Genomic DNA, 26,252 nt, shown 5'->3' with positions numbered 1-26,252 from the left:
CCGTAGGCTAGGAGCCTCATGACCGACAGCACCAGCACCGACACCGAGGCGGTCCTCGACCGCGCACACTTCGGTGCGGACGGCCTGCTCCCCGCCATCGTGCAGGAGGAATCGTCGAAGGACGTCCTCATGCTCGGCTACATGGACCGGGAAGCCCTCCGCCGCACCCTCACCGAAGGCCGTGTGACCTTCTGGTCGCGGTCGCGGAACGAGTACTGGCGGAAGGGCGACACGTCGGGACACGCCCAGTACGTCCGGGGTGCCGCGCTGGACTGCGACGACGACACGCTCCTCGTCACGGTGCAGCAGGTCGGGGCGGCGTGCCACACCGGTGCGCACCGGTGCTTCGACGTCGACCCGCTCGCGCCCGTGACCATGTCCGCCCCGGCGGACACGGCCGTGGAGTCGACCCGATGACCACCGCGACGATCTCCGAGACCCCGCACACGACCTCCCGACCGGAGTTCGACGGCCTGCTCGACGACCACCGCGTCCTGCCGGTCGTCCGCGCGCTGTACGGCGACAGCGAGACGCCGGTCGGCGTCTACCGCAAGCTCGCCGACGGCCGCCCCGGGTCCTTCCTGCTCGAGTCCGCCGGTCAGGGTGGCCTGTGGTCACGCTGGTCGTTCGTCGGCGTGCGGAGCTTCGGCGTCCTGACGCAGGACGGCGACCGCGCGGCCTGGATCGACACCGGCATCGACGCCGAGCGCGCCGTCGGGTCGCTCGACGGCGCCCCACTCGAGGTCCTCGCACGGTTGCACGAGCGCTGGGCCACGCCGCGGGTGCCCGGCTCGCCGCCGCTCGTCGGCGGCACCGTCGGCTTCATCGGGTGGGAGGCCGTGCGGCAGCTCGAGCACCTGCCGAACGTGCCGCCGGCCGACTTCGACGTGCCCGGACAGGCGCTGTCGTTCGTCTCCGAACTCGCCGCGCTCGACCACCGCACCGGTCTCGTGCTGCTGGTCGCGAGCGTGCTGAACGACGGCACCGACGACGCGGACTCCCTCTGGGCGGACGCGCAGCAGCGCCTCGACCGCATGCAGGGCGACCTGGTGCAGCCGAGCGTCGCGACCGTCGCCGAGGCGTTCGAGATCGCCGAGCCGAACCCGACCCACCGCACGAGCCCGGCCGACTACATGGCGGCCGTCGAGCGCTCGAAGGGCTTCATCCGCGACGGTGACGTGTTCCAGGTCGTCATCTCGCAGCGGTTCGACCACGAGGTCACGGCTGACCCGCTCGACGTCTACCGGGTGCTCCGGACGTTGAACCCGAGCCCGTACATGTACTTCCTCGCCCTCGCGGACACCGCCGACGAGCGGTTCTGGATCGTCGGCGCTTCCCCAGAGGCGCTGGTCAAGGTGCAGGGCGACCGCGCGATCACGCACCCTATCGCCGGGTCCCGCCCGCGTGGTGCGACCCCGGAAGAGGACGTCCACCTCGGCGAGGACCTGCTCGGCGACCCGAAGGAGCGCGCCGAGCACCTGATGCTCGTCGACCTCGCCCGCAACGACCTGCAGAAGGTGTGCGAGCCGGGCACCGTCAGCGTCACCGAGTTCATGACCGTCGAGCGGTTCAGCCACATCATGCACCTGGTGTCGAGCGTCGAGGGGCGGGTGCGTCCCGACGCCTCGGCGATCGACGTGTTCCGGGCGACGTTCCCGGCCGGCACGCTCTCGGGCGCGCCGAAGCCGCGTGCGCTCGAGATCATCGACGAGCTCGAGCCGGCGAAGCGCGGTGCGTACGCCGGTGTCGTCGGGTACTTCGACTTCGCCGGTGACGCCGACCTGGCGATCGCGATCCGCACCGCCCTGATCAAGGACGGCGTCGCCCGCGTGCAGGCCGGTGCCGGACTCGTCGCGGACTCCGACCCGGAGACCGAGCACGTCGAGGCGGTCAACAAGGCCGCCGCGCCGCTGCGTGCCGTCGCCACGGCCAACCGGATGCGCGAGGTCCGCTCGTGAAGCGCTCGCGTCCGATCGTGGTCGTCGCCGGGCTCCTGGTCGCCGGCGTCATCATGCTCGCCTGGACCCAGACCTGGTTCACCGTGCGCCTGCACGCGGGCGCCGCCGTCACCTCGACGGTCTCGGCCGACGGGGCGGCGGTCGTGCCGCAGTACACCGCGCTAGCGATCGCGAGCCTCGCGCTCTTCCTGGCGATGACCATCGCCGGACGTGTGCTGCGCGTCGTGCTCGCCGCCGTCGAGATCCTGCTCGGCCTCGGGGTCGTCGTCAGCGGGATCACCGCACTCCGTGACCCGATCGCCGCTGCACGTGGTGCCGTCGGCGAGGTCGCCGGGGTCAGTGACCTCGGCGCCGTCCGCGGTGTCGTGTCGAGCGTCTCCGTGAGCCCGTGGCCCGCCGTCGGGATCGCGGGCGGCGTGCTCGCCGTGCTGCTCGGCGTGGTCGTCATCGTGGTCCAGCGCGCCTGGCCCGGCCCGAGCCGGAAGTACGGCGCCGCGACCGCCGGAGCCGCCGCGGCGGCACGCGCGGCAGCACCCGTCCAGCGCGACGCGGTCGTCGACTGGGACGACCTGAGCGCGGGCGTGGACCCGACCACCGCCGACGGCGCGGGCGCGGGGGCGCCGAGTGACGACACGGTAGGATCGACAGGGCGTCGCTCGACCGACGACGCCGGAGCAGAACGAGGAGCACCGTGAGCAACACTGAGCCCGCAGAACTCGGCGAAGGCCACTCGCCGGCCGCCTGGACCGCCGTCGTGATCATGCTGATCGGATTCGCGGCAGGCACGCTGTTCTTCTGGTTCGACCAGCCGTGGGGCGTCTGGGCCTCCGCTGGCGTCGTCCTCATCGGCCTCATCGTCGGTGGCGTGATGAAGAAGGCCGGCTACGGCGTCGACGGTCCGAAGTTCGTCCCCAAGCACCACGGCGAGTAGGGGTCTCCCGATGCCGAACGTGCTCGAGACCCTCGTCGCGGGCGCGCTCGAGGACGCCGCCGCCCGTCGTGTCGACCGTCCGTACTCGGACGTCGAACGCGACCTCGACCGGGTGGCGTCGCCGCTCGACGCCCTCGCGTTCCTCAGCCCGGGTGACCGGGTGAAGATCATCGCCGAGGTCAAGCGCGCCAGCCCGTCCCGCGGGTCGATGGCCACGATCGCCGACCCGGCTGCCCTCGCCGCCGACTACGAGCGTGGTGGGGCCTCGACGATCAGCGTCCTGACCGAGGGCCGCAAGTTCCTCGGCAGCCTCGCCGACCTCGAAGCCGTGAAGGCCCGCGTCGGGGTCCCCGTGCTCCGCAAGGACTTCATCGCCGACCCGTACCAGGTGATCGAGGCCCGGGCGTCCGGAGCCGACGTCGTGCTGCTCATCGTGGCGGCGCTCGAACAGGCCCGCCTGGTCGAACTGCACACCCTGGCCGAAGAACTCGGCATGCGCGTGCTGGTCGAGGCGCACTCCGGTGACGAGGTCACGCGTGGCCTCGACGCCGGCGCCCGCATCCTCGGCGTCAACGCCCGTGACCTGACCGACTTCTCGCTCGACCGCGACCTGTTCGGGTCGCTCGCCGACCGCATCCCCACCGGGGTCGTGCGGGTCGCCGAGTCCGCGGTCTCCGGTCCGGCCGACGTCGCCCACTACCGGGCAGCCGGCGCCGACGTCGTGCTGGTCGGCGAAGCGCTCGTGACGGGTGACGACCCCGCCGCGACCCTGGCGTCGTTCATCGACGCCGCCGACCAGGCCTGACCGGCTCACCGGGCCGCTGACCAGCGGCCCGGACCGCCCACGCATCGAGGCCGCCGACCGCGGCCGCACGTTCCACCCGTCCGACGCGGCCCACCGGCCGCGTCGGACTCGTCCCGGGAGACACATCGTGACCTCACTCCGCGACCTGCACGGCCCCTACTTCGGTGACTTCGGCGGACGCTTCGTCCCCGAGTCCCTCGTCCTCGCGCTCGACGAGCTCGAGGCCGCCTTCCGTCAGGCCTGGGCCGACCCGGCGTTCCGTGCGGAGCTCGACGAGCTGCAGCGCGACTACACCGGGCGCCCCTCGATCATCACCGAGGTGCCGCGGTTCGCGAAGCACGCCGGTGGCGCTCGGGTGATCCTGAAGCGCGAGGACCTGAACCACACCGGTTCCCACAAGATCAACAACGTCCTCGGCCAGGCCCTCGTCGCCCGTCGGCTCGGCAAGACCCGTCTGATCGCCGAGACCGGTGCCGGCCAGCACGGCGTCGCCACGGCGACCGCTGCCGCGCTGTTCGGCATGGAGTGCGTCGTCTACATGGGCGCCGTGGACACCGAGCGACAGGCCCTCAACGTGGCCCGGATGCGCCTGCTCGGCGCCGAGGTCATCCCCGTCGAGACCGGCTCGCGCACCCTGAAGGACGCCATCAACGACGCCCTGCGCGACTGGGTGGCCAACGTCGAGTCGACGCACTACCTGCTCGGCACGGTCGCCGGTCCGCACCCGTTCCCCGAGATGGTGCGCGAGTTCCACAAGGTCATCGGCGAGGAAGCGCGCCAGCAGGTCCTCGACCGCGTCGGGCGCCTGCCGGACGCCGTCGCGGCCTGCGTCGGCGGCGGATCGAACGCGATGGGCATCTTCGAGGCGTTCCTCGACGACGAGTCCGTCGCGCTGCACGGCTTCGAGGCCGGCGGCGACGGCGTCGAGACCGGTCGGCACGCGGCGAGCATCACGCTCGGTCGCGAGGGCGTGCTGCAGGGCGCGAAGTCGTACCTGATGCAGGACGAGGACGGCCAGACGATCGAGAGCCACAGCATCTCCGCCGGACTCGACTACCCGAGCGTCGGACCGGAGCACGCGTACCTGGCGTCGATCGGCCGCGCGAAGTACCAGCCGATCACCGACACCGAGGCGATGGAGGCGTTCCGCCTGCTGAGCCAGACCGAGGGCATCATCCCGGCGATCGAGTCGTCCCACGCCCTCGCCGGTGCCATGAAGCTCGGCAAGGAGCTCGGCCCCGAGGGCGTCGTGCTCGTGAACCTGTCCGGCCGGGGCGACAAGGACGTCGCGTCCGCCAGTCGCTACTTCGGCATCCTCGACGAGAACGCGGTGCAGCTGTGACCACGAACCGGACCGTCGCCACGACGATCGACACCGCCAACGCCGAGCGCGCCGGAGCCGTCGTCGGCTACCTGCCCGCCGGGTACCCGAACCTGCAGACCAGCGTCGACGCCGCCGTCGCCCTCGCCGAGAACGGCGTGGACGTCATCGAGTTCGGCCTGCCGTACTCGGACCCGGTGATGGACGGCCCCGTGATCCAGCGGGCGGCCGAGGAGAGCCTGGCGAACGGCTTCCGGGTCGCACAGGTCTTCGACGCCGTGCAGCAGATCACCGAGCGGGCCGACGTGCCGGTGCTCGTCATGACGTACTGGAACCCGGTGCTGCGCTACGGCGTGGACCGCTTCGCCGACGACCTCGTCGCCGCCGGGGCCGCTGGCCTCATCACGCCCGACCTCATCCCCGACGAGGCCTCCGCGTGGACCGAGGCCTCCGAGCGGACCGGGCTCGACCGAGTCTTCCTCGCCGCACCGTCCTCGTCGGACGAGCGCATGCGCCAGGCGGTCGAGGCCAGCCGTGGGTTCGTCTACGCCGTCTCCACGATGGGTGTGACCGGTGCACGGGCCGGGGTCGACGTCGCCGCACGCACGGTGGTGTCGCGCCTGCGCGACGCCGGGGTTGAGCGCACCTGCGTGGGTCTCGGGATCTCGACGGCCGAGCAGGTCGGCGAGGTGCTCGAGTACGCCGACGGCGCCATCGTCGGGTCCGCGTTCGTCCGCGCGCTGGCCGACCTCGGTGTGCAGGGTGTGGCCGACCGTGCCGCCGACCTCGCCACCGGCGCCCGCCGCCGCTAGTCCAGTTCCTGTCGGGCCCGCGACCCGCGCTACAGTGAGCGAGGCCGACGCCACGTCGACCGCGCCCCGTCAGTTCCGAAAGGCGACAGCACCTCCATGCCCCTCCTGAGCATTCCGAGCCCGAGCACCGCCTGGCAGTACTTCGACCTGACCGCCTGGCTGCGCGACGCGTTCGGCTGGTCGCTGCCCCTCGACTTCCGCATCCACGCGTACGCGATCTGCATCCTGATCGGGATCGTGGCCGCGGTCGTCCTGGCGAACCGCCGACTCAACGCCCGCGGCGTCGAGCGCTGGATCATCATCGACATCGCGATCTGGGCCGTGCCCGCCGGCATCATCGGCGGTCGCCTCTTCCACGTGTTCACCCACGTGTCCGACTACTTCGGCCCCGGTATCGACCCGCTGTCCTTCCTGTACATCTGGGAGGGCGGGCTCGCCATCTTCGGCGCGCTCATCCTCGGGTCGGTCGGCGCGTGGATCGGCTGCCGCCAGGTGGGCCTGCGGTTCACCTCGTTCATCGACGCCGTGGTGCCGGGCGTCCTGCTCGCGCAGGCCTTCGGCCGGTTGGGCAACTACTTCAACCAGGAGCTCTTCGGCATGCCGACGAGCCTGCCCTGGGGCCTCGAGATCGACTCGAGCAACGCCGCGTTCCCGAAGGGTCTGCCCGAGGGCACGCTGTTCCACCCGACGTTCCTGTACGAGATCATCTGGAACGTCCTCGGCGTCGTCGTCATCCTGTTCCTCGCGCGCAAGTTCACGCTGCAGTGGGGCAAGGTCCTCGGCCTGTACCTGATCTGGTACGGCGCCGGACGATCGGTGCTCGAGTCCATCCGCGTCGACACGAGCGAGACCTTCTTCGGGGTCCGCACCAACGTGTGGGTGGCCCTCGCCGCGGTCGTCATCGGCATCCTGATCTTCGTGGTGCAGAGCCGCCGGCACACCGGCAAGGAGCCGAGCCCGTACCTGCCGGGTCGCGGGCCCCGTCCGACCTCCGTTGTAGACTCCGAGGACACCTTCTCGGAGCACGACGACGACGCAGCAGACGGCGTCACGAGCGACGAACCGGTCACGACCACTCGCTGATCCCGTGGTGGGAGCACCCGCTCCCGACGACCACCGGTCACGTGCAGCACCACCAGCAGCAGCACCAGACGGTCTCCGCCACAAGCGGGGCCCAGCAACCTCGCCGGCCGGCAGGGCAACTCACTGACGGCGGGCACGGGCACCAGTCCCGCCCGCTCGGGCGGAACGCACCACCGGGCCACCGCTGTCCCTGTTCCACTTCCTCGTGAGGACGGTTCCCCATGGCGCTCCAGCCAACCCAGCCCTCGGCACCGACGAGCCTCGTGCCGCCGCACCGCCGCTTCTCCGCGATCCCGGACGCCACGGGCATGTACGACCCGGCGAACGAGAAGGACGCCTGCGGACTCGCGATGGTCGCGACCCTGCGCGGCACACCCGGTCACGACATCGTCGACGCCGCACTCGGTGCGCTCCGGAACCTCGAGCACCGCGGTGCCGTGGGCTCCGACGCGGGCACCGGTGACGGCGCGGGCATCCTGTGCCAGGTGCCCGACGAGTTCCTCCGGGCCGTCGTGCCCTTCGAGCTGCCGGCCGCGGGGGAGTACGCCGTCGGTACCGCCTACCTGCCCCTGGACGACGACGCGCGCCACGCGGTGAAGGGTGCCGTCGAGCGGCTCGCCCGCGAAGAGGGCCTGAAGGTCCTCGGGTGGCGCGAGGTCCCGGTGCGTCCGGAGGTCCTCGGCACGCTCGCCCGTGCCGCGATGCCGGCGTTCGAGCAGCTGTTCGTCGCCTCCATCCGGCACGACGTGCACGGTGCCTCGTGGAGCGGCATCGCGCTGGACCGCCAGGCCTTCCGGCTCCGCAAGCGCGCCGAGCACGACAACGACCTGTACTTCATGTCGCTGTCGAGCCGCACCATGGTCTACAAGGGCATGGTCACGACGCTGCAGCTCGAGCCGTTCTACCCGGACCTCAGCGACGAGCGCTTCGCGTCGAAGCTCGCGATCGTGCACTCGCGCTACTCCACAAACACGTTCCCGTCGTGGCCGCTCGCGCAGCCGTTCCGGACGATCGCCCACAACGGTGAGATCAACACCGTGCGCGGCAACCGCAACTGGATGCGCGCCCGCCAGTCGCAGCTCGAGAGCGAACTGCTCGGCGACATGGCCCCGCTCCTGCCCATCGTGAGCCCGGGGGCGAGCGACTCGGCCTCGTTCGACGAGGTCCTCGAGTTGCTGACCCTGACCGGCCGGACCCTGCCGCACGCCGTGTCGATGATGGTTCCAGAGGCGTGGGAGAACCAGGTCGGGATGGACCCGGACCTCCGCGCGTTCTACGAGTACCACTCGATGCTCATGGAGCCGTGGGACGGCCCCGCCGCGATCACCTTCACCGACGGCTCGCTCGTCGGCGCCACCCTCGACCGCAACGGCCTGCGCCCCGGACGCTTCCTGGTCACGGACGACGGCCTCATCGTGATGGGCTCCGAGACCGGGGTCATCGACGTGCCGGCCGCCAAGGTCGTGCGCAAGGGGCGCCTGCGTCCGGGCCGGATGTTCCTGGTGGACACCGAGGCCGGCCGCATCATCGAGGACGACGAGGTCAAGCGCGAACTCGCCGCCTCGGGTCCCTGGGGTGACTGGCTCGAAGCCGGCCGCATCAACCTCAACGACCTGCCGGAGCGCGAGCACATCGTGCACACCCCGGCCTCGGTCACCCGTCGGCAGCGCGCGTTCGGGTACACCGAGGAAGAGGTCCGAATCCTGCTACGCCCGATGGCGGCAGCGGGGGCCGAACCCCTCGGCGCGATGGGCTCGGACACCCCGATCGCCGTGCTGTCGGAGCGTCCGCGACTGCTCTTCGACTACTTCACGCAGCAGTTCGCGCAGGTGACCAACCCGCCGCTCGACTCGATCCGTGAGCAGGTCATCACCTCGATGGGGATGGGGCTCGGTCCGGAGCGCAACCTGCTCTCCGCCGGTCCCGAGCACGCGAAGCAGATCACGCTCGACTTCCCGGTGATCGACAACGACCAGCTCGCCAAGGTCCAGCACTTCGAGACCGAGTCGGGTCGCCACCTGACCGTCACGATCAAGGGCCTGTACCGCGTCGACGCCGGCAAGAAGGCGATGCAGAAGCGCATCGCCGCCGTGTGCGACGAGGTCGACGCCGCGATCGAGTCCGGCAAGCAGTTCATCGTGCTGTCCGACCGCGACGGCAACTCCGAGCAGGCACCGGTGCCGAGCCTCCTGCTCCTCGCCGCGGTCCACCACCACCTGATCCGCACCGAGCAGCGCATGAAGGTCGGGCTCATCGTCGAGGCCGGCGACGTGCGCGAGGTCCACCACGTGGCGACCCTCATCGGGTACGGCGCCTCGGCGATCAACCCGTACCTGGCGATGGAGACCTGCGAGAACCTGGTCCGCGCCGGCATGATCCCCGGGATCACCCCGGAGCAGGCCGTCAAGAACGTCATCAAGGCGCTCGGCAAGGGCGTGTTGAAGATCATGTCGAAGATGGGCATCTCCACGGTGTCCAGCTACGCCGGTGCGCAGGCGTTCGAGGCCGTCGGGCTCAGCCAGGAGTTCGTCGACAAGTACTTCACGGGCACCTCGTCGATCCTGGGCGGCGTCGACATCGACGTCATCGCCAAGGAGAACGCCGAGCGGCACGCCCAGGCGTACCCGCAGGACGGTGCCGTGCTCTCCCACGAGCGGCTGCAGATCGGTGGCGAGTACCAGTGGCGCCGTCAGGGCCCGCCGCACCTGTTCAACCCGGACACGGTGTTCCGCCTGCAGCACGCCACGCGTGCCCGCCGGTACGACATCTTCCGCGAGTACTCGAGCGCCGTGGACGACCAGTCCGAGCAGCTCATGACGCTCCGCGGGCTGTTCCGGTTCAAGCAGGGCGCTCGGAAGCCCATCGCGCTCGACGAGGTCGAGTCGATCGAGTCGATCGTCAAGCGGTTCAACACCGGTGCGATGTCCTACGGGTCCATCTCGAAGGAGGCCCACGAGACGCTCGCCATCGCGATGAACCGACTCGGTGGCCGGTCGAACACGGGCGAGGGCGGCGAGGACGTCGACCGGCTCCTCGACCCCGAGCGCCGCAGCGCGATCAAGCAGGTCGCCTCCGGCCGGTTCGGCGTGACGAGCATGTACCTCACGCACGCCACCGACATCCAGCTCAAGATGGCGCAGGGCGCGAAGCCCGGCGAGGGCGGTCAGCTGCCCCCGGCGAAGGTCTACCCGTGGGTGGCCCGCACCCGGCACGCCACCGCGGGCGTCGGCCTCATCTCGCCGCCGCCGCACCACGACATCTACTCGATCGAGGACCTCAAGCAGCTGATCTTCGACGTCAAGCGCGCCAACCCGGCCGCCCGCGTCCACGTGAAGCTCGTGAGCCAGTCCGGCATCGGTGCGGTCGCGGCCGGTGTGACGAAGGCCCTGGCCGACGTCGTGCTCGTGTCCGGCCACGACGGCGGTACCGGCGCGAGCCCGCTGAACTCGCTCAAGCACGCCGGCACCCCGTGGGAGATCGGCCTGGCCGAGACCCAGCAGACGCTCATGCTGAACGGCATGCGCGACCGCGTCGTCGTGCAGGTGGACGGGCAGATGAAGACCGGGCGCGACGTCGTCGTGGCCGCGTTGCTCGGTGCCGAGGAGTACGGCTTCGCGACCGCGCCGCTCGTGGTCGAGGGCTGCATCCTGATGCGCGTCTGCCACCTGGACACCTGCCCGGTCGGCGTCGCCACGCAGAACCCCGAGCTCCGCAAGCGGTTCTCCGGCAAGCCCGAGTTCGTCGTGAACTTCTTCGAGTTCATCGCGCAGGAGGTCCGCGAGCTCCTCGCCGAGCTCGGCTTCCGCAGCCTCGACGAGGCCATCGGGCAGACCGACGCGCTCGACGTCGACCGTGCGGTCGAGCACTGGAAGGCCTCAGGGCTCGACCTCGCGCCCGTGCTCAAGGGACCGCACTTCGACGACGCCGAACCGCGCCGCCACCACCGCGAGCAGGACCACGAGCTGGACCAGCACTTCGACGTGCAGCTCATCCAGCAGACCGCGGACGTGCTCGACCACGGCGGTTCGATCGCGCTCGACCTGCCCATCCGCAACACCGAGCGCGCCGTCGGCACCATGCTCGGCCACCAGGTGACCCTGCGACACGGCGAGCACGGTCTGCCGAACGGTTCGATCGACGTGACGCTGCGCGGTTCCGCCGGGCAGTCGCTCGGCGCGTTCCTGCCGGCGGGCATCACGCTGCGACTCATCGGCGACAGCAACGACTACGTCGGCAAGGGGCTCTCCGGCGGCCAGATCGTCGTCCGCCCCGACGCCGGTTCGGGGTTCGACCCCGCCGAGAACGTCATCGCCGGCAACGTCATCGGGTACGGCGCCACCCAGGGCAGCATGTTCATCCGCGGCATCGTGGGCGAGCGGTTCCTGGTGCGGAACTCCGGTGCCACGGCCGTCGTCGAGGGCGTGGGCGACCACGCGCTCGAGTACATGACGGGCGGGCTCGCGCTCATCCTCGGTGAGACCGGCCGGAACCTCGGTGCCGGCATGTCCGGTGGGACGGCGTACGTCCGTGGGCTCCGCGAGGAGCACGTCAACACCGACGCCCTGGCGTCCGGCGAACTCCGGCTCGAGGCGCTCGACAGCGCCGACGTCGAGATCGTCACCGACCTGCTCACCCGGCACGCCGACGAGACGGGGTCGACGCTCGCGTCCGACCTGCTGGCGTCCGGAGACCTGAGCGACTTCGTCAAGGTGCTGCCGCGCGACTACGCGGCGGTGCTCGAGACGCGCAGACAGGCCGTCGACGAGGGGCTCGACCCCGACGGTGACATCGTTTGGAATCGGATCATGGAGGTGACCGGTGGCTGACCCCAAGGGATTCCTGAAGGTCCAGGAACGCGAACTCCCGCCCCGGCGACCCGTGCCCGTGCGGCTCATGGACTGGAAAGAGGTCTACGAGCAGCAGGAGTCCGGTGTCCTGAAGCGCCAGGCCGGCCGCTGCATGGACTGCGGCGTGCCGTTCTGCCACCAGGGCTGCCCGCTCGGCAACCTGATCCCGGAGTGGAACGACCTGAGCTGGCGCGGTGAGGGCCGGCAGGCGATCGAGCGCCTGCACGAGACGAACAACTTCCCGGAATTCACGGGTCGGCTCTGCCCGGCCCCGTGCGAGTCGTCGTGCGTGCTCGGCATCAACCAGCCCCCGGTGACGATCAAGCAGGTCGAGGTCTCGATCATCGACCAGGCGTTCCAGAACGGCTGGGTCACGCCGCACCCGCCGGAGCGCCTGACGGGCAAGACCGTCGCCGTCGTGGGCTCCGGCCCCGCCGGGCTCGCGGCCGCGCAGCAGCTCACGCGTGCCGGCCACACGGTCGCCGTCTACGAGCGGGACGACCGCATCGGCGGCCTGCTCCGCTACGGCATCCCGGACTTCAAGATGGAGAAGCGCCAGATCGACGCGCGCCTCGCCCAGATGCAGGCCGAGGGCACCCGGTTCCGTGCCGGGGTCGAGATCGGCAGGGACATCACCTGGGACGACCTGAAGTCGCGCTACGACGCGGTCGTCGTCGCCACCGGTGCCACGGTGCCGCGCGACCTGCCGATCCCGGGGCGCGACCTCGAGGGCGTGCACTTCGCCATGGACTACCTGGTCCAGCAGAACAAGGCGAACGCGGGCACGACGGTCGACAACCAGATCACGGCCGAGGGCAAGCACGTCGTCGTCATCGGCGGCGGCGACACCGGCGCGGACTGCATCGGTACCGCCCACCGCCAGGGCGCGTTGAGCGTGACGAACCTGGCGATCGGCAAGCAGCCGCCGCTCGAGCGTCCGTCCGACCAGCCGTGGCCGATGTTCCCGACCGTGTTCGAGATCACGAGCGCCCACGAAGAGGGCGGCGAGCGGCACTTCCTCGCCTCCACCGTCGAGTTCCTGTCGAACGACGCCGGCGAGGTCCGCGCACTGCGGGTCGCCGAGACCGAGTACCTCGACGGCCGACGGGTCCCGAAGGCGGGCAGCGAGCGGGAGATCCCGGCCGACCTCGTCCTCATCGCGATGGGCTTCACCGGCCCCGAGTCGGACACGATCGAGCCGCAGCTCGGTCTGCCGACCACGGTCTCCGGGGCGCTCGACCGCCGTGCCGACTACGCGACCAACGAGGCCGGCGTGTTCGTCGCCGGCGACGCGGGTCGCGGGCAGTCGCTCATCGTGTGGGCGATCGCCGAGGGCCGTGCCGCGGCCGCACAGGTCGACGAGTACCTCGAGGGCTCCACGATCCTGCCGGCACCGGTCAAGGCGACCGACCGGGCGATCTCCGTCTGATGTCGGACGCGCACCAGATGTCGGGCCGCCGCCAGCCGGCGGACCGTCTCCACCAGATGCTCACGCTCCCGTGAGCATGAGGCCACCAGCACTCGGTAGGGTGCTGGTGGCCTCGCTTCGTTCCGCGCGGCCCCACAGCGCGGAAACCCAAGCTCCATCCACCACCACGAAGGAATCCATTGAGACGCGCAAAGATCGTTTCGACGCTCGGACCGGCAACGTCGGACTACGAGACCGTCAAGGAGATCATCGAAGCGGGCGTCGACGTCGCCCGCCTCAACCTCAGCCACGGTGACTACAGCGTCCACGAGGCCAACTACGTCAACGTCCGTCGTGCCGCCGAAGAACTCGGCAAGCCCGTCGCGATCCTCGTCGACCTGCAGGGTCCGAAGATCCGTCTGGCTCGGTTCGCCGACGGCCCGCACGACCTGGCGGTCGGTGACATCTTCACCATCACGACCGAGGACGTCCCCGGCTCGAAGGAGATCTGCGGCACGACGTTCAAGGGCCTGCCGCAGGACGTCAAGCCCGGTGACCCGCTGCTCATCGACGACGGCCGTGTCCGCCTCCGTGTCCTCGACACCGACGGCGTGCGGGTCCGCACCGAGGTCGTCGTCCCGGGCACGGTGTCCAACAACAAGGGCATCAACCTGCCCGGTGTCGCCGTCAACGTCCCCGCGCTGAGCGAGAAGGACGAGGCCGACCTGCGCTGGGCCATCCGCCAGGGCGCCGACCTCATCGCGCTGTCGTTCGTGCGCAACGCGAGCGACGTGGTGCGTGCCCACGAGATCATGGACGAAGAGGGCAAGCGCCTTCCGGTCATCGCCAAGGTCGAGAAGCCCCAGGCCGTCGACGCCCTCGAGGAGATCATCGACGCCTTCGACAGCATCATGGTCGCCCGCGGTGACCTCGGCGTCGAGCTCCCGCTCGAGGCCGTCCCGATCGTGCAGAAGCGCGCCGTCGAGCTGTCCCGCCGCATGGCGAAGCCGGTCATCGTGGCGACGCAGATGCTCGAGTCGATGATCTCGTCGCCGATCCCCACCCGCGCCGAGACGTCCGACGTCGCCAACGCCGTCCTCGACGGTGCCGACGCGGTCATGCTGTCCGGTGAGACGAGCGTCGGTGAGTACCCGGTGCAGACCGTGCGCACCATGGCGCGCATCGTCGAGTCCACCGAGGACCACGGGCTCGAGCGCATCGCCCCGCTCGGCACCAAGCCGCGCACCCTCGGCGGAGCGATCACTCTCGCCGCCGTCGAGATCGCCGAGTTCACCGAGGCGTCGTACCTCTGCGTCTTCACCGAGTCCGGCGACTCGGCCCGCCGCATGTCGCGCCTGCGCCACGGTCTGCCGATCATCGCCTTCACCCCGAACGAGGCCACGCGACGCCGGATGGCCCTCACGTGGGGTGTCCGTTCGTTCCTGGTGGAGCGGAAGACCCACACCGACGAGCTCTTCTCGCAGGTGGACGACGTCCTCCTCGAGAACGGCCTGGCCGCCCCCGGCGACCGCGTCATCGTGACGGCCGGGTCCCCTCCCGGCATCGAGGGCTCGACGAACGACCTGCGCGTGCACCGGGTGGGCGACGCCCACGCCGAGGCCGCGCCGGCGTACGTCCGGGACTGATCCCGAGGATCCGTCCCCACCAGGGCGCGGACTGGAGGCCCGGTGCGAGCAGCGCCGACCGCTTCCGGTCCGCGCCCTGCCGCGTCTCCACGGCCCTGGTGGTGACCGGACGTCGGCCGCAGGCGGCAGGATGGTCGCTGTGAGCCTCCGATCCGACACCCCGGCGCCGCGCGCCGACGTCCGCCGCTGGCGTCGCTACCTGGCCGACGAACGTGCCGAGGCGGCCGTGTACCGCAACCTCGCCGCCCGCCGTTCCGGCGAGGAGCGCGAGATCCTCGCCGCGCTGGCCGAGGCCGAGGGACGCCACGCCGACCACTGGCTCGACCTGCTCGGCGACGACGTCGGACGGCCGCAGCGGGGGAGCCTGCGCACCCGGGTGCTCGCGGTGCTGGCCAAGCGGTTCGGGTCGGTCTTCGTCCTCGCGCTCATGCAGCGTGCCGAGGACCGCTCGCCGTACGCCGACGACTCGGACGCGACCGCGCGGATGGCCGCCGACGAGCGGATCCACGGCGAGGTCGTGCGCGGGCTCGCGAACCGCGGCCGGATGCGGCTGTCCGGCACGTTCCGGGCGGCGGTGTTCGGCGCGAACGACGGCCTGGTGTCCAACCTGGCGCTCATCATCGGCATCAGCGCCTCCGGTGCCGACCGGCACTTCGTGCTGCTGAGCGGCATCGCCGGCCTGCTGGCCGGCGCCTTGTCGATGGGGGCGGGGGAGTACGTCTCCGTCCGGTCGCAGCGCGAGCTGCTCGAGGCGTCGGCGCCGCACCCCGAGGCCGGCAGGGCGGTGTCGGACCTCGACGTCGACGCGAACGAGCTCGCCCTGGTCTACCGGGCGCGCGGGATGTCCGAGGCCGAGGCGACCGAGCACGCCGCACAGGTGCTGTCCGGCATCGGAGAGCGGCGGCCGGCGACCGGTTCGACCGCGGTCGCGGACGACCACGAGGCGGTCGGCACCGGGCTGAGCGCCGCGGTGTCGAGCTTCTGCTTCTTCGCGTCGGGCGCGATCATCCCGGTGCTGCCGTTCCTGTTCGGCATGCAGGGGTGGCCGGCGATCGCGGTGGCCGGCGGGCTGGTGGGCATCGCCCTGCTCGGCACCGGTGCCGTCGTCGGCGTGCTGAGCGGAGCGTCTCCCGGCAAGCGCGCCTTCCGGCAGCTCGCCATCGGGTTCGGTGCGGCGATCGTCACCTACGCACTCGGGCTGCTCTTCGGCACCGGGTCGGCCTAGCGGCGGACGGCGGCCCGCGGCGGCTACCGGCGGACGGCGGCCCGCGGCGGCAGGAGCAGCAGGGCCGCGGCCCCGACGACGATGAGCGCGATGCCCGCGAAGACCATGAAGACGGTGAGCGCGAGTCCGGGCGCGACGAGCACGACGACGCCCCCGATGATCGACAGCACGCCGCTGACGACGGTCGGGACGCGAGATGAACCCGGGTGGCCGACGAAGCCGCCGACGATCGCGGCGACCCCCTCGATCAGGAACCCGACCCCGGCGAGCACGGCGTAGACGACGAGCGGGATCGCCGGGTCGAGCAGCGTCACGAGCCCCGCGACCGCGACCAGGCCGCCGACGATGCCGGACGTCCACCGCCACACCGGGCGGGTGCCGTGGCCCCGCACCGCGGCGAAGACGCGCAGTGCCCCGGCCACGACGAGGTACACGCCGAACAGCAGCGCCACGAGCACGAGCGACGGGCGGGGCCAGACGATGGCCACGATGCCCAGTGCGATGGCCACGACGGCGGTGACGACGACGAACACCCGGAACGTCCTGACGGCACGAGAATCCACGAGCGCTCCTCCCTGATCGCCAGCGCTGGTGTCCAGCACGCTACCCGTCGGAGCCCGGGACCGTGCAACGACCTGCAACCCCCGCGGTCGTACCGTGCGGAGCAGGCGCGCGACCCGCGCGCCCCGACAGCGTCGTCGAAAGGGCACCACCATGACCATCGCACCCTCGCCCACCAGCTACGCCGCACCCGGCGAGCCCGGCTCCCTGGTCGAGTACCGATCCCGGTACGACCACTTCATCGGCGGCGAGTACGTGCCGTCCGCCAGCGGACAGTACTTCGAGAACCCGACGCCCGTCACCGGCAAGGTGTTCACCGAGGTCGCCCGCGGCGACTCCACGGACGTCGACCGCGCCGTCGCCGCCGGATGGAAGGCGTTCCCGGCCTGGGGCCGGACGAGCGCGGCCGAGCGCGCCGTCATCCTCAACAAGATCGCGGACCGCATGGAGGAGCACCTCGAGATGCTCGCCGTCGCCGAGACCTGGGAGAACGGCAAGCCGATCCGCGAGACCCTCGGTGCGGACATCCCGCTCGCCATCGACCACTTCCGGTACTTCGCCGGGGCGATCCGTGCGCAGGAGGGCTCCGCCGGCGAGATCGACCACGACACCGTGGCCTACCACTTCCACGAGCCGCTCGGCGTCGTCGGGCAGATCATCCCGTGGAACTTCCCGATCCTGATGGCGGTGTGGAAGCTCGCACCGGCCCTCGCCGCCGGCAACTGCGTCGTGCTGAAGCCCGCCGAGCAGACCCCGGCGTCCATCCACGTGCTCGTCGAGCTCATCCGCGACCTGCTGCCCGCCGGGGTGCTCAACGTCGTCAACGGCTTCGGCATCGAGGTCGGCGCACCGCTCGCGCAGCACCCGGACATCCGGAAGATCGCCTTCACCGGGGAGACCACCACCGGCCGGCTGATCATGCAGTACGCCTCGCAGAGCCTCATCCCGGTGACGCTCGAGCTCGGCGGCAAGAGCCCGAACGTGTTCTTCCCCGACGTGGCGGCCGAGAAGGACTCCTTCTACGACAAGGCACTCGAGGGCTTCACGTTCTTCAACCTGAACCAGGGCGAGGTCTGCACGTGTCCGTCCCGGGCACTCGTGGCGAAGGAGATCTACGACGGGTTCGTCGCCGACGGCCTGGAACGGGTCCGTGCCGTCAAGCAGGGACACCCGCTCGACCTGTCGACGATGATCGGCGCCCAGGCGTCGAACGACCAGCTCGAGAAGATCCTGAGCTACATCGACATCGGCAAGCAGGAGGGTGCGACGCTCCTGACCGGTGGTGAACGCGCGGACCTGGGCGGCGAGCTCTCGGGCGGCTACTACGTCACCCCGACCGTGTTCGAGGGCGACAACTCGATGCGGATCTTCCAGGAGGAGATCTTCGGGCCCGTGCTCGCCCTGACGTCCTTCAACGGCTACGACGACGCGATCGCCACGGCCAACGACACCCTGTACGGGCTCGGTGCCGGGGTGTGGAGCCGTGACGTCACGACCCTGTACCGCGCCGGACGGGACATCCAGGCCGGGCGGGTCTGGTCGAACACCTACCACCAGTACCCGGCGGGTGCGGCCTTCGGCGGCTACAAGCAGTCCGGCATCGGGCGCGAGAACCACAAGATGATGCTCGACCACTACCAGCAGACGAAGAACCTGCTCGTCTCCTACGCCGACGGACCGATGGGCTTCTTCTGATGCCCGACACCGCACGCGTCGCGGTGACGCCGGCGGCGGGGGAGCTCCTCGGCACCCTCACCGCCCGGCACGGCCCGCTGATGTTCCACCAGTCCGGCGGCTGCTGCGACGGCTCGAGCCCGATGTGCTACCCCGTCGGCATGTTCCGGACCGGCCCGGGGGACGTCCTGCTCGGCGCGTTGCGTGTCGACGGGCTGGACCCGGTCGAGGTCTACATGTCGGTGTCGCAGTTCGAGTACTGGAAGTACACGCACCTGACGATCGACGTCGTCGACGGTCGCGGCGGCGGGTTCTCGGTCGAGGTCCCGGAGGGCAAACGGTTCCTCACCCGGTCGCGGATCTTCGACGAGGCCGAGCTCGCCGATCTCGGCCTGGTCCCGCGGGTGGCCCGGACGTAGGCTGACCGCACGCGTCGCGACGGAGCGGCGGGTGGGGTCGATCGGAGGACGCATGCGCGCACCCGGTCGGCTCCGCCCGCTCGTCGCCGAGTCGTGGCAGCGGTCCGCCCGGGTCGACCCCGACGCCACCCCGGTCCTCGCCCTCGACGATGACGAACTCGACGCCGTACGGCAGGACGGCCCCCTCGCCACCCTGCTGCCGGTGGTCCGTCGGCTGCTGCTCGACGACTCCCGCTCGGCCGGGTGCGTCGTCGCCGTCGCGGACGCCGCGGGTCGTCTCGTCTGGGTCGACGGCGCACGCTCCACGCGTCGCGCCGCCGAGGACATGGGCTTCGTCCCCGGAGCCGACTGGTCGGAGGACCGCGTCGGCACGAGCGCGCCCGGCACGGCACTGCGCCTGGACCGTCCGGTGCAGATCCGGTCCGACGAGCACTACGCGAACGCCGTCAAGCCGTTCTCGTGCACGGCCGTCCCGGTGCACGACGCGAGCGGCGCCACGGTCGGGGTGCTCGACCTGACGGGCGACGACCGAGCCGTCGAGCGGCACACGCTGTCGCTGCTCGCCGCCACGGTCGCCGCCGCCGAGGCCCAGCTCGCCCTGGCCGCGGTCCGCCCACGCGCGCGGACGCCGCGCGTGCCGTCCGCCGAGCTGACCGTGCTCGGGACCGACACCGCCGTGCTCCGGATCGCCGACCGCCGGGTCGAGCTGTCCGCCCGGCACTCCGAACTGCTCGTCGTGCTCGCCGCGCACCCCGACGGCCTCGCGGCGACCGACCTCGCCGCCGCGGTCTACGGTGACCCGCGCTCGGTCGTCACCCTGCGCGCCGAGGTCGTCCGGCTCCGACGGGTCCTCGCGCAGCACGCGCCGGACGTGACCGTGACGTCGCGGCCGTACCGGGTGACCGGGGTCCGGACCGACGTCGACGGCGTGCTGTCCGCGCTCGAACGCGGGGCGCGCCTCCAGGCCGTCGACCGGTACGCCGGACCGGTCCTGCCGGGCTCCGCCGCACCCGGCGTCGACGCGGTCCGTGACCTGGTGCGGCTGCGGTTCCGCGAGTCGGTCGTCGCCGACGGTGGCGTCGACGCCCTGCTCGCGTGGGCGCGCACCCCGGACGGTGCGACCGACCCGCTCGTGCTCCGCGCGCTGCTCGCGGTGCTGCCGCGGCGGTCGCCGCGACGGGCCGGTCTCGTGGCGGCGATCGAGGCGCTCGAGGGCTCCTGAGACGGTCGACGACGGGCCGGGAGGCGCGGGTCGGGCTGGTAGTGTTGGCCTCCTCGCGAGTGTGGTGGAATCGGCAGACACGGGGCACTCAAAATGCTCTGCCTCACGGCGTGCGGGTTCAAGTCCCGCCACTCGTACCAAGCACTCATCCGTCTGATCGATCTGCGTGGTCTGGGATACGGCACTTCCGTCGTCTAGTAGGCTTTCGTCCGTGAGTGACACAGAAGCAACAGCACCAGCACCCCGTCGCGTCGTCGTCGCCGAGGACGAGTCGCTCATCCGCCTCGACATCGTGGAGATCCTCCGCGACAACGGGTTCGACGTGGTCGGTGAAGCCGGTGACGGTGAGACCGCCGTCCAGCTCGCGACCGACCTCCGTCCCGACCTCGTCGTGATGGACGTCAAGATGCCCCAGCTCGACGGCATCTCCGCAGCCGAGAAGCTGTCCAAGAACCACATCGCGCCCGTCGTCCTGCTGACCGCGTTCAGCCAGAAGGACCTCGTCGAGCGTGCCACCGAGGCCGGCGCGCTGGCCTACGTGGTCAAGCCCTTCACCCCGAACGACCTGCTCCCCGCGATCGAGATCGCTCTCTCGCGGTACCAGCAGATCATCACGCTCGAAGCCGAGGTCGCCGACCTCGTCGAGCGCTTCGAGACCCGCAAGCTCGTCGACCGCGCCAAGGGCCTGCTGAACGAGAAGATGGGCCTCACCGAGCCCGAGGCGTTCCGCTGGATCCAGAAGGCTTCGATGGACCGCCGCCTGACCATGCACGACGTCGCGAAGGCGATCATCGAGCAGCTCAGCGCCAAGAAGTAGTCCAGCGCTCCACCGTCGCTCACGGAACGCCGCCGGCCCCCCTGGGGTCGGCGGCGTTCCTGCGTCCGGGGGCGGGGCGTGTGCCGCGACCACCTGGCAGGCTGGAGCCATGGACGACGTGGTGATCCGGGCCTCCCGGCCTGACGACATGCCGGCAGTGGCCGACCTGCGGTGGCGGTGGAGCGTCGACGAGGACGGCCGCACGCCGGTGCAGACGCCGGACGAGTACCGCCGTGCGATGACGGGGTTCGCGGTCGACCACCGGGAGTCGCACCGGTGCGTCGTCGCCGAGCGGGACGGTGTGGTGCTCGGCATGGCGTGGTTGGCGGTCAACCCGCGACCGCCGGCGCCGCACGTCGACGGCGACCGGTTCGCGGCTGAGCTGCAGACGGTCTACGTGCACCCGCAGCTGCGCGGTTCCGGCGTCGCCGGACGGCTCGTCACGGCCCTGCTGGAGCTCGCCGACGAACTCGGCGTGGAGCGGACGTCGGTGCACTCGAGCGTGGACGGCGAGCGGCTCTACCGGAGGCTCGGGTTCGGCGACGCCCGCCTGTTGCTGCAGCGTCCGCCCGAGGACTGAGCCGTCGGTCCGTCGGTCAGCGACGCTCGCGGATCATGTTCGTGATCCGGACGGTGGAGCACCGGCGACCCTGGTCGTCGGTCAGGACGATCTCGTGGGTGGTGAGCGTGCCGCCCAGGTGGATGGCGGTGCACGTGCCCGTGACGATGCCGCTCGTGGCGCTCCGGGAGTGCGAGGCGCTGAGCTCGATGCCGACGGCGTAGCGGCCGGGCCCGGCGTGCACGTTCGCGGCCATCGAACCGAGGCTCTCCGCGAGGACGACGTAGGCACCGCCGTGCAGCAGGCCGACCGGCTGGCGGTTGCCCTCGACGGGGATCGAACCGACCGCCCGCTCGGCCGAGAGCTCGGTGATGACCATGCCCATCTTCTCGGCCAGCTCGCCCATGCCGCGTTCGTCGATGCGGGGATCGATCGTGGTCGATGTGGTGTCGTCGGTCACGGTCTGCGTCGACCTTCCGTGTCAGCGGGCGTCGGTAGGCTGTCCGGGTGTCGGACTCCGCAAAGCCTACCCTCATGGTCATCGACGGCCACTCGCTCGCCTTCCGGGCCTTCTACGCGCTGCCGGTCGACAGCTTCGTGAACCGCGAGGGGCAGCACACCAACGCGATCCACGGCTTCATCTCGATGCTGCTGATGCTCCTGCAGCGCGAGAAGCCCACCCACCTGGCGGTGGCGTTCGACATCTCCCGGTTCTCGTTCCGCACGCGTGAGTACGCCGAGTACAAGGGCACCCGCTCCGAGACCCCGGCCGAGTTCAAGGGACAGATCCCGCTCCTGCAGCAGGCGCTCGAGGCGATGGGCATCACCACCGTCACGAAAGAGGACTACGAGGCCGACGACATCCTCGCGACCCTCTCCAAGCAGGGTGCCGACCAGGGCTTCACGGTCTACGTGGTCTCCGGTGACCGCGACTCGATCCAGCTCGTCAACGACGACGTCACGCTGCTCTACCCATCGGTCCGCGGTGTCTCCGAACTCACCCGCTACGACCGCGACAAGGTCTACGAGCGGTACGGCATCGAGCCCCACCAGTACCCGGACATCGCGGCCCTGGTCGGCGAGACCAGCGACAACCTGATCGGCATCGACAAGGTCGGCGAGAAGACCGCGGTCAAGTGGGTGACGCAGTACGGGTCGCTCGACGGCGTCCTCGAGCACGCCGACGAGATCAAGGGCGTCGTCGGCAACAACCTGCGCGAGCAGCGGGACCGGGCTATCCGGAACCGCCGGCTCAACCGCCTGGTCACCGACGTCGAGCTGCCCGTCGGTCCCGCCGACGTCGCGCTCCGCCCGGTCGACGAGACCGCGGTGCGCGAGCTCTTCGCCAAGCTGCAGTTCCGCACGCTGCTCGACCGCGTCTTCAAGGTCGCCGGGTCGGGTAACCCCGCCGAGCCGGCGGCCGAGGGCACCGTCACCGACGGCGCGCCGACCCCGCCGCCCGTCAAGACCCTGATCGACGAAGAACTCGGCTACTGGCTCGAGCGCCGCAACGCGACCGAGGCGGAGAACGGCTACGGCGTCGCGGTCGAGGTCATCGACGGACGCCTCAGCGCCATCGGCATCGCGACCCACGACGACGCCGTGCTGGTGCCGGGCGGCAGCGGCGCGAAGGACTACGAGCAGCTCTCGGCCTGGTTCGCCTCCGACGCCCCGAAGCACTTCCACGACGCCAAGGCCGCCATCAAGGCGCTCGGCACCGCCGGTTTCGTCGTGAACGGCATCGCCGGCGACGCCCGGATCATGGGGTGGCTCGCGCAGCCCGGCAAGCAGGGGCAGCCGCTGTCCGACCTCGTCTACCAGGAGCTCGGCGAAGAGCTGCCGACGGCCGACCCGAACCAGCTGGTCCCCGAGACCGACCCGGTCAACGTCGGGGTGCACGCGTGGTTCGTGCTCCGCGTCACCACGGCCCTGCGCGCCCGGATCGACGCGTCCTCGCTGCAGGTCCTCGACGACATCGAGCTGCCGCTCGTGTCGGTGCTGGCCGGCATGGAGACCATCGGTGTCGGCATCGACCGCCCGGTGCTCACCGGCCTGTCGAAGGAACTCGGGGAGCGCGCCGCCGAACTCGCGCAGCAGGCCTTCGCCGAGATCGGGCACGAGGTCAACCTCGGGTCGCCGAAGCAGCTGCAGGAAGTCCTGTTCACCGAGCTCGCGATGCCGAAGACCCGCAAGACCAAGACCGGGTTCTCGACCGACGCCGCGAGCCTGGCCGACCTGCAGGAACAGCACCCGCACCCGTTCCTCGGGCTCCTGCTGCAGCACCGCGACGCCACGAAGCTCCGGCAGATCGTCGACACGCTCGACGGCGCCGTGGTCGACGGGCGCATCCACACCCGCTACGAGCAGACCGGTACGAGCACCGGCCGGGTCTCGTCGACCGACCCGAACCTGCAGAACATCCCGGTGAAGACGGCCGTGGGTCGCCGGATCCGCTCGGCGTTCGCGGTCGCCGAGCCGTACACGACGCTCGTGACCGCCGACTACTCGCAGATCGAGATGCGGATCATGGCGCACCTCTCCGGCGACCCGGGGCTCATCCAGGCCTTCAACGAGGGCGAGGACCTGCACCGCTTCGTCGGCGCCCGGGTGTTCGGCGTCGACCCGTCCGAGGTCTCCAACGAGATGCGCACCAAGGTCAAGGCGATGTCCTACGGCCTGGCCTACGGGTTGAGTGCCTTCGGTCTGTCGAAGCAGCTGCGCATCGAGCAGTCCGAGGCCCGCACCCTGATGACCGAGTACTTCGCCCGCTTCGGTGCGGTGCGCGACTACCTGCGCAACGTCGTCGAGCAGGCGCGCGAGGACGGCTACACCGAGACGATCTTCGGTCGCCGTCGCCCGTTCCCCGACCTGAAGAGCCCGAACCGGGTCCTGCGTGAGAACGCCGAACGCGCCGCGCTGAACGCCCCGATCCAGGGTTCGGCCGCCGACATCATCAAGATCGCGATGCTCGGGGTCGCCGACGACCTGCGCGAGGGCGAGCTGCAGTCCCACCTGCTGCTCCAGGTGCACGACGAGCTCATCCTCGAGGTCGCGCCCGGTGAGCAGGAGCGTGTGGAGGAGATCCTCCGCACCCGGATGGGCAGCGCTGCCGAGCTGAGCGTCCCGCTCGACGTCTCGGTCGGCGTGGGGCCGAACTGGGAGAGCGCCGCCCACTGACCCGGGCGACCCGGGGGTCCTGTCGACCCACGGGTCGGTAGGGTCGGGGCATGAGCGAAGAGCGTCCTGTCCGCCAGCCGTCCGCCGTCGACCGCGTCGCCGAGGACTGGGTCACCACCCTCGTCGACCTCGACCCGACGACCGCCACGTACATCGGCGTCCCGGGGCGCACGGGGGAGTACGGCGACACCTCGCCCGCCGGTGCCGCCGCGATGGCCGAGGCCGCGCGCGGTGCGAAGCGTGCGCTCGACGCCGCTCCCGCCGTCGACTCCGTGGACCAGGTGACGAAGGCCGACCTCGGCGCCGAGCTGGACCTGGTGCAGGAGTCGTACGAGCGCAAGCTGCACCTCCGCGACCTCAACGTCATCGCGAGCCCGGCGCAGTCGGTCCGCGAGATCATCGACCTGATGCCGACCGCGACCGAGGGCGACTGGCAGGACATCGCGAGCCGGCTGCACGCGCTGCCGGACGCCCTCGAGGGCATCCGCGAGACCCTGCTCGAGGGCACCCGCGAAGACGTCACCCCGGCCAAGCGCCAGGTCGCCCTGGTCGCCGAGCAGGCAGCCCGGAACGGCGCCGAGGACGGCTTCTTCGCGCGCCTCGCCGAAGGCGCCGCGTTCGACGACGGTTCGCCGGTGCCGGACACGCTCCGCGCCGAGCTCACCCGCGGAGCCCAGGTCGCCTCGGCCGCGTACCGCTCGCTCGGGCAGTTCCTGGAGCACGAGCTGCTGCCGCTCGCCACCCCGGTGGACGCCGTCGGTCGCGAAGCCTACGAGCTGCACTCGCGCCGGTTCCTCGGTGCGGTCGTCGACCTCGACGAGACGTACGAGTGGGGCCTCGAGGAACTGGCGCGCATGCGGGACGAGCAGGAGCGCATCGCCGACCGCATCGAGTCCGGCGCGAGCGTCGCCCGGGCGATCGAGGTGCTCGACACCGACCCGTCCCGGATCCTGCACGGAACCGACGCGCTGCAGCGGTGGATGCAGGAGACGAGCGACGCGTCGATCGCCGCGATGGCCGGGACCTACTTCGACATCCCGGACCCGATCCGTCGCCTGGAGTGCCGGATCGCCCCCACGCAGGAGGGCGGCATCTACTACAGCGGCCCCTCCGACGACTTCTCCCGTGCCGGACGCATGTGGTGGTCGGTGCCCGAGGGCGTCACCGAGTTCGGCACCTGGCGCGAGAAGACGACGGTCTACCACGAGGGCGTCCCCGGACACCACCTGCAGATCAGCCAGGGCGTCTACAACCGCGGCGAGCTGAACACCTGGCGCCGGCAGCTGTCCGGGTCCTCCGGGCACGTCGAGGGCTGGGCGCTGTACGCCGAGCGGCTGATGGAGCAGCTCGGGTTCCTCGACGACGACGGCGACCGGCTCGGCATGCTCGACGGGCAGCGGATGCGTGCGGCCCGCGTCGTCCTCGACATCGGCGTGCACCTGCAGAAGACGAACCCCGACGGCGGCGGCTGGACCTGGGAGTACGCGCTCGACTTCATGGGGCAGAACGTCAACATGGACCCGGCGTTCGTCCGGTTCGAGGTCGCCCGGTACTTCGGGTGGCCGGGTCAGGCACCCTCGTACAAGGTCGGCCAGCGCGTCTGGGAGTCCATCCGCGACGAGGTCGCCGCGCGCGAGGGAGCCGACTTCGACCTGAAGGCGTTCCACCACCGGGCGCTCTCGCTCGGCAGCATCGGCCTCGACACCCTCCGGACCGCGCTGGTCGGGTGACGCGCCGTCGACACGCCCGGTTGTGGGGCCTCCGCCGGTGCGGTTAGACTTGTGCGG

21 protein-coding genes and 1 tRNA gene are annotated in these 26,252 nt (G+C 71.0%); 20 read left to right on the top strand and 2 right to left on the bottom strand.

Going from position 1 to position 26,252, the window contains the following annotated elements:
* The first annotated feature begins 18 nt into the window (after positions 1-18).
* The 12 genes from hisI to BIU89_RS03305 all read left to right on the top strand — a co-directional run bounded on the left by hisI (position 19) and on the right by BIU89_RS03305 (position 16,036).
* Positions 19-417 carry a phosphoribosyl-AMP cyclohydrolase gene (gene hisI / locus BIU89_RS03360; RefSeq protein WP_071244757.1) on the top strand — a complete coding sequence of 133 codons (399 nt, stop codon included), beginning with the start codon at positions 19-21 and terminating at the stop codon, positions 415-417.
* Complete coding sequence (locus BIU89_RS03355) at positions 414-1,958, top strand: anthranilate synthase component I (protein WP_071244756.1); 1,545 nt, start codon at positions 414-416, stop codon at positions 1,956-1,958. The genes hisI and BIU89_RS03355 overlap by 4 nt, the downstream gene beginning before the upstream one ends.
* Positions 1,955-2,653, top strand: a complete 699-nt coding sequence (locus BIU89_RS03350; RefSeq protein ID WP_071244755.1) for a Trp biosynthesis-associated membrane protein — start codon at positions 1,955-1,957, stop codon at positions 2,651-2,653. Before BIU89_RS03355 ends, BIU89_RS03350 begins: the two co-directional genes overlap by 4 nt.
* Positions 2,650-2,889, top strand: a complete 240-nt coding sequence (locus BIU89_RS03345) for an HGxxPAAW family protein (RefSeq protein ID WP_017887200.1) — start codon at positions 2,650-2,652, stop codon at positions 2,887-2,889. Before BIU89_RS03350 ends, BIU89_RS03345 begins: the two co-directional genes overlap by 4 nt.
* 19 nt (positions 2,890-2,908) lie before the next feature.
* A complete protein-coding gene (gene trpC / locus BIU89_RS03340) occupies positions 2,909-3,694 on the top strand; it encodes an indole-3-glycerol phosphate synthase TrpC (RefSeq protein ID WP_071244915.1) in 786 nt (261 codons plus the stop codon).
* 127 nt (positions 3,695-3,821) lie between these two features.
* The gene (trpB, locus tag BIU89_RS03335; RefSeq protein WP_071244754.1) at positions 3,822-5,036 is read left to right on the top strand and encodes a tryptophan synthase subunit beta; all 1,215 of its coding nucleotides are present in this window, start codon (positions 3,822-3,824) and stop codon (positions 5,034-5,036) included.
* Positions 5,033-5,827: a tryptophan synthase subunit alpha gene (gene trpA / locus BIU89_RS03330; RefSeq protein WP_027465720.1), complete on the top strand. Its 795-nt coding sequence runs from the start codon at positions 5,033-5,035 to the stop codon at positions 5,825-5,827. Before trpB ends, trpA begins: the two co-directional genes overlap by 4 nt.
* 96 nt (positions 5,828-5,923) lie before the next feature.
* Positions 5,924-6,910: a prolipoprotein diacylglyceryl transferase gene (lgt, locus tag BIU89_RS03325; protein ID WP_071244753.1), complete on the top strand. Its 987-nt coding sequence runs from the start codon at positions 5,924-5,926 to the stop codon at positions 6,908-6,910.
* 221 nt (positions 6,911-7,131) lie between these two features.
* Entirely contained in the window at positions 7,132-11,736 is a 4,605-nt protein-coding gene (gene gltB / locus BIU89_RS03320; RefSeq protein ID WP_375334829.1) for a glutamate synthase large subunit, read from the top strand.
* Positions 11,729-13,186, top strand: coding sequence for a glutamate synthase subunit beta (locus tag BIU89_RS03315; protein ID WP_071244752.1), 1,458 nt, complete (start codon positions 11,729-11,731; stop codon positions 13,184-13,186). The genes gltB and BIU89_RS03315 overlap by 8 nt, the downstream gene beginning before the upstream one ends.
* Positions 13,187-13,365: 179 nt before the next feature.
* A complete protein-coding gene (gene pyk / locus BIU89_RS03310) occupies positions 13,366-14,811 on the top strand; it encodes a pyruvate kinase (protein WP_017887208.1) in 1,446 nt (481 codons plus the stop codon).
* A gap of 130 nt (positions 14,812-14,941) precedes the next feature.
* On the top strand, positions 14,942-16,036 hold the full coding sequence (locus BIU89_RS03305) for a VIT1/CCC1 transporter family protein (RefSeq protein ID WP_071244751.1): 1,095 nt from the start codon (positions 14,942-14,944) through the stop codon (positions 16,034-16,036).
* A gap of 23 nt (positions 16,037-16,059) precedes the next feature.
* Here BIU89_RS03305 and BIU89_RS03300 read toward each other — a convergent pair whose 3' ends face one another.
* Positions 16,060-16,599 carry an HdeD family acid-resistance protein gene (locus BIU89_RS03300; RefSeq protein WP_163343589.1) on the bottom strand — a complete coding sequence of 180 codons (540 nt, stop codon included), beginning with the start codon at positions 16,597-16,599 and terminating at the stop codon, positions 16,060-16,062.
* 151 nt (positions 16,600-16,750) lie between these two features.
* Here BIU89_RS03300 and exaC point away from each other — a divergent pair, with 151 nt between their 5' ends.
* The 6 genes from exaC to BIU89_RS03270 all read left to right on the top strand — a co-directional run bounded on the left by exaC (position 16,751) and on the right by BIU89_RS03270 (position 21,309).
* Positions 16,751-18,292, top strand: coding sequence for an acetaldehyde dehydrogenase ExaC (exaC, locus tag BIU89_RS03295; RefSeq protein WP_071244749.1), 1,542 nt, complete (start codon positions 16,751-16,753; stop codon positions 18,290-18,292).
* Entirely contained in the window at positions 18,292-18,690 is a 399-nt protein-coding gene (locus tag BIU89_RS03290) for a DUF779 domain-containing protein (protein WP_071244748.1), read from the top strand. The genes exaC and BIU89_RS03290 overlap by 1 nt, the downstream gene beginning before the upstream one ends.
* A gap of 52 nt (positions 18,691-18,742) precedes the next feature.
* Positions 18,743-19,912: a helix-turn-helix domain-containing protein gene (locus BIU89_RS03285; protein ID WP_083404156.1), complete on the top strand. Its 1,170-nt coding sequence runs from the start codon at positions 18,743-18,745 to the stop codon at positions 19,910-19,912.
* Between the two features lie 55 nt (positions 19,913-19,967).
* Positions 19,968-20,052, top strand: a tRNA-Leu gene (locus tag BIU89_RS03280).
* A gap of 71 nt (positions 20,053-20,123) precedes the next feature.
* Positions 20,124-20,729 (top strand): ANTAR domain-containing response regulator, encoded by a 606-nt coding sequence (locus BIU89_RS03275; RefSeq protein WP_017887240.1) that lies wholly within the window; start codon positions 20,124-20,126, stop codon positions 20,727-20,729.
* Positions 20,730-20,838: 109 nt separating this feature from the next.
* Complete coding sequence (locus BIU89_RS03270; protein WP_071244746.1) at positions 20,839-21,309, top strand: GNAT family N-acetyltransferase; 471 nt, start codon at positions 20,839-20,841, stop codon at positions 21,307-21,309.
* Between the two features lie 16 nt (positions 21,310-21,325).
* Here BIU89_RS03270 and BIU89_RS03265 read toward each other — a convergent pair whose 3' ends face one another.
* Positions 21,326-21,694, bottom strand: a complete 369-nt coding sequence (locus BIU89_RS03265) for a PaaI family thioesterase (protein ID WP_051596794.1) — start codon at positions 21,692-21,694, stop codon at positions 21,326-21,328.
* A gap of 101 nt (positions 21,695-21,795) precedes the next feature.
* Between BIU89_RS03265 and polA the strand changes: the two genes are divergently transcribed.
* On the top strand, positions 21,796-24,465 hold the full coding sequence (gene polA, locus BIU89_RS03260; RefSeq protein ID WP_071244745.1) for a DNA polymerase I: 2,670 nt from the start codon (positions 21,796-21,798) through the stop codon (positions 24,463-24,465).
* A gap of 50 nt (positions 24,466-24,515) precedes the next feature.
* Complete coding sequence (locus tag BIU89_RS03255) at positions 24,516-26,195, top strand: DUF885 domain-containing protein (RefSeq protein WP_071244744.1); 1,680 nt, start codon at positions 24,516-24,518, stop codon at positions 26,193-26,195.
* Positions 26,196-26,252 lie beyond the last annotated feature (57 nt).

Source organism: Curtobacterium sp. MCBA15_005, assembly GCF_001864855.1.
Lineage (GTDB): Bacteria > Actinomycetota > Actinomycetes > Actinomycetales > Microbacteriaceae > Curtobacterium > Curtobacterium flaccumfaciens.
Note: the sequence above shows the minus strand (reverse complement) of the source record. Positions and strands in the feature narration are given on the sequence as shown.

What these genes read in the sequence shown, in the direction of transcription:
- hisI (WP_071244757.1), top strand. Translation starts at nt 19, where the DNA reads ATGACCGACAGCACCAGCACCGACACCGAGGCGGTCCTCGACCGCGCA.
- BIU89_RS03355 (WP_071244756.1), top strand. Translation starts at nt 414, where the DNA reads ATGACCACCGCGACGATCTCCGAGACCCCGCACACGACCTCCCGACCG.
- lgt (WP_071244753.1), top strand. Translation starts at nt 5,924, where the DNA reads ATGCCCCTCCTGAGCATTCCGAGCCCGAGCACCGCCTGGCAGTACTTC.
- gltB (WP_375334829.1), top strand. Translation starts at nt 7,132, where the DNA reads ATGGCGCTCCAGCCAACCCAGCCCTCGGCACCGACGAGCCTCGTGCCG.
- BIU89_RS03305 (WP_071244751.1), top strand. Translation starts at nt 14,942, where the DNA reads ATGGTCGCTGTGAGCCTCCGATCCGACACCCCGGCGCCGCGCGCCGAC.
- exaC (WP_071244749.1), top strand. Translation starts at nt 16,751, where the DNA reads ATGACCATCGCACCCTCGCCCACCAGCTACGCCGCACCCGGCGAGCCC.
- BIU89_RS03290 (WP_071244748.1), top strand. Translation starts at nt 18,292, where the DNA reads ATGCCCGACACCGCACGCGTCGCGGTGACGCCGGCGGCGGGGGAGCTC.
- BIU89_RS03285 (WP_083404156.1), top strand. Translation starts at nt 18,743, where the DNA reads ATGCGCGCACCCGGTCGGCTCCGCCCGCTCGTCGCCGAGTCGTGGCAG.
- BIU89_RS03270 (WP_071244746.1), top strand. Translation starts at nt 20,839, where the DNA reads ATGGACGACGTGGTGATCCGGGCCTCCCGGCCTGACGACATGCCGGCA.
- BIU89_RS03265 (WP_051596794.1), bottom strand. Translation starts at nt 21,694, where the DNA reads ATGGGCGAGCTGGCCGAGAAGATGGGCATGGTCATCACCGAGCTCTCG.
- BIU89_RS03255 (WP_071244744.1), top strand. Translation starts at nt 24,516, where the DNA reads ATGAGCGAAGAGCGTCCTGTCCGCCAGCCGTCCGCCGTCGACCGCGTC.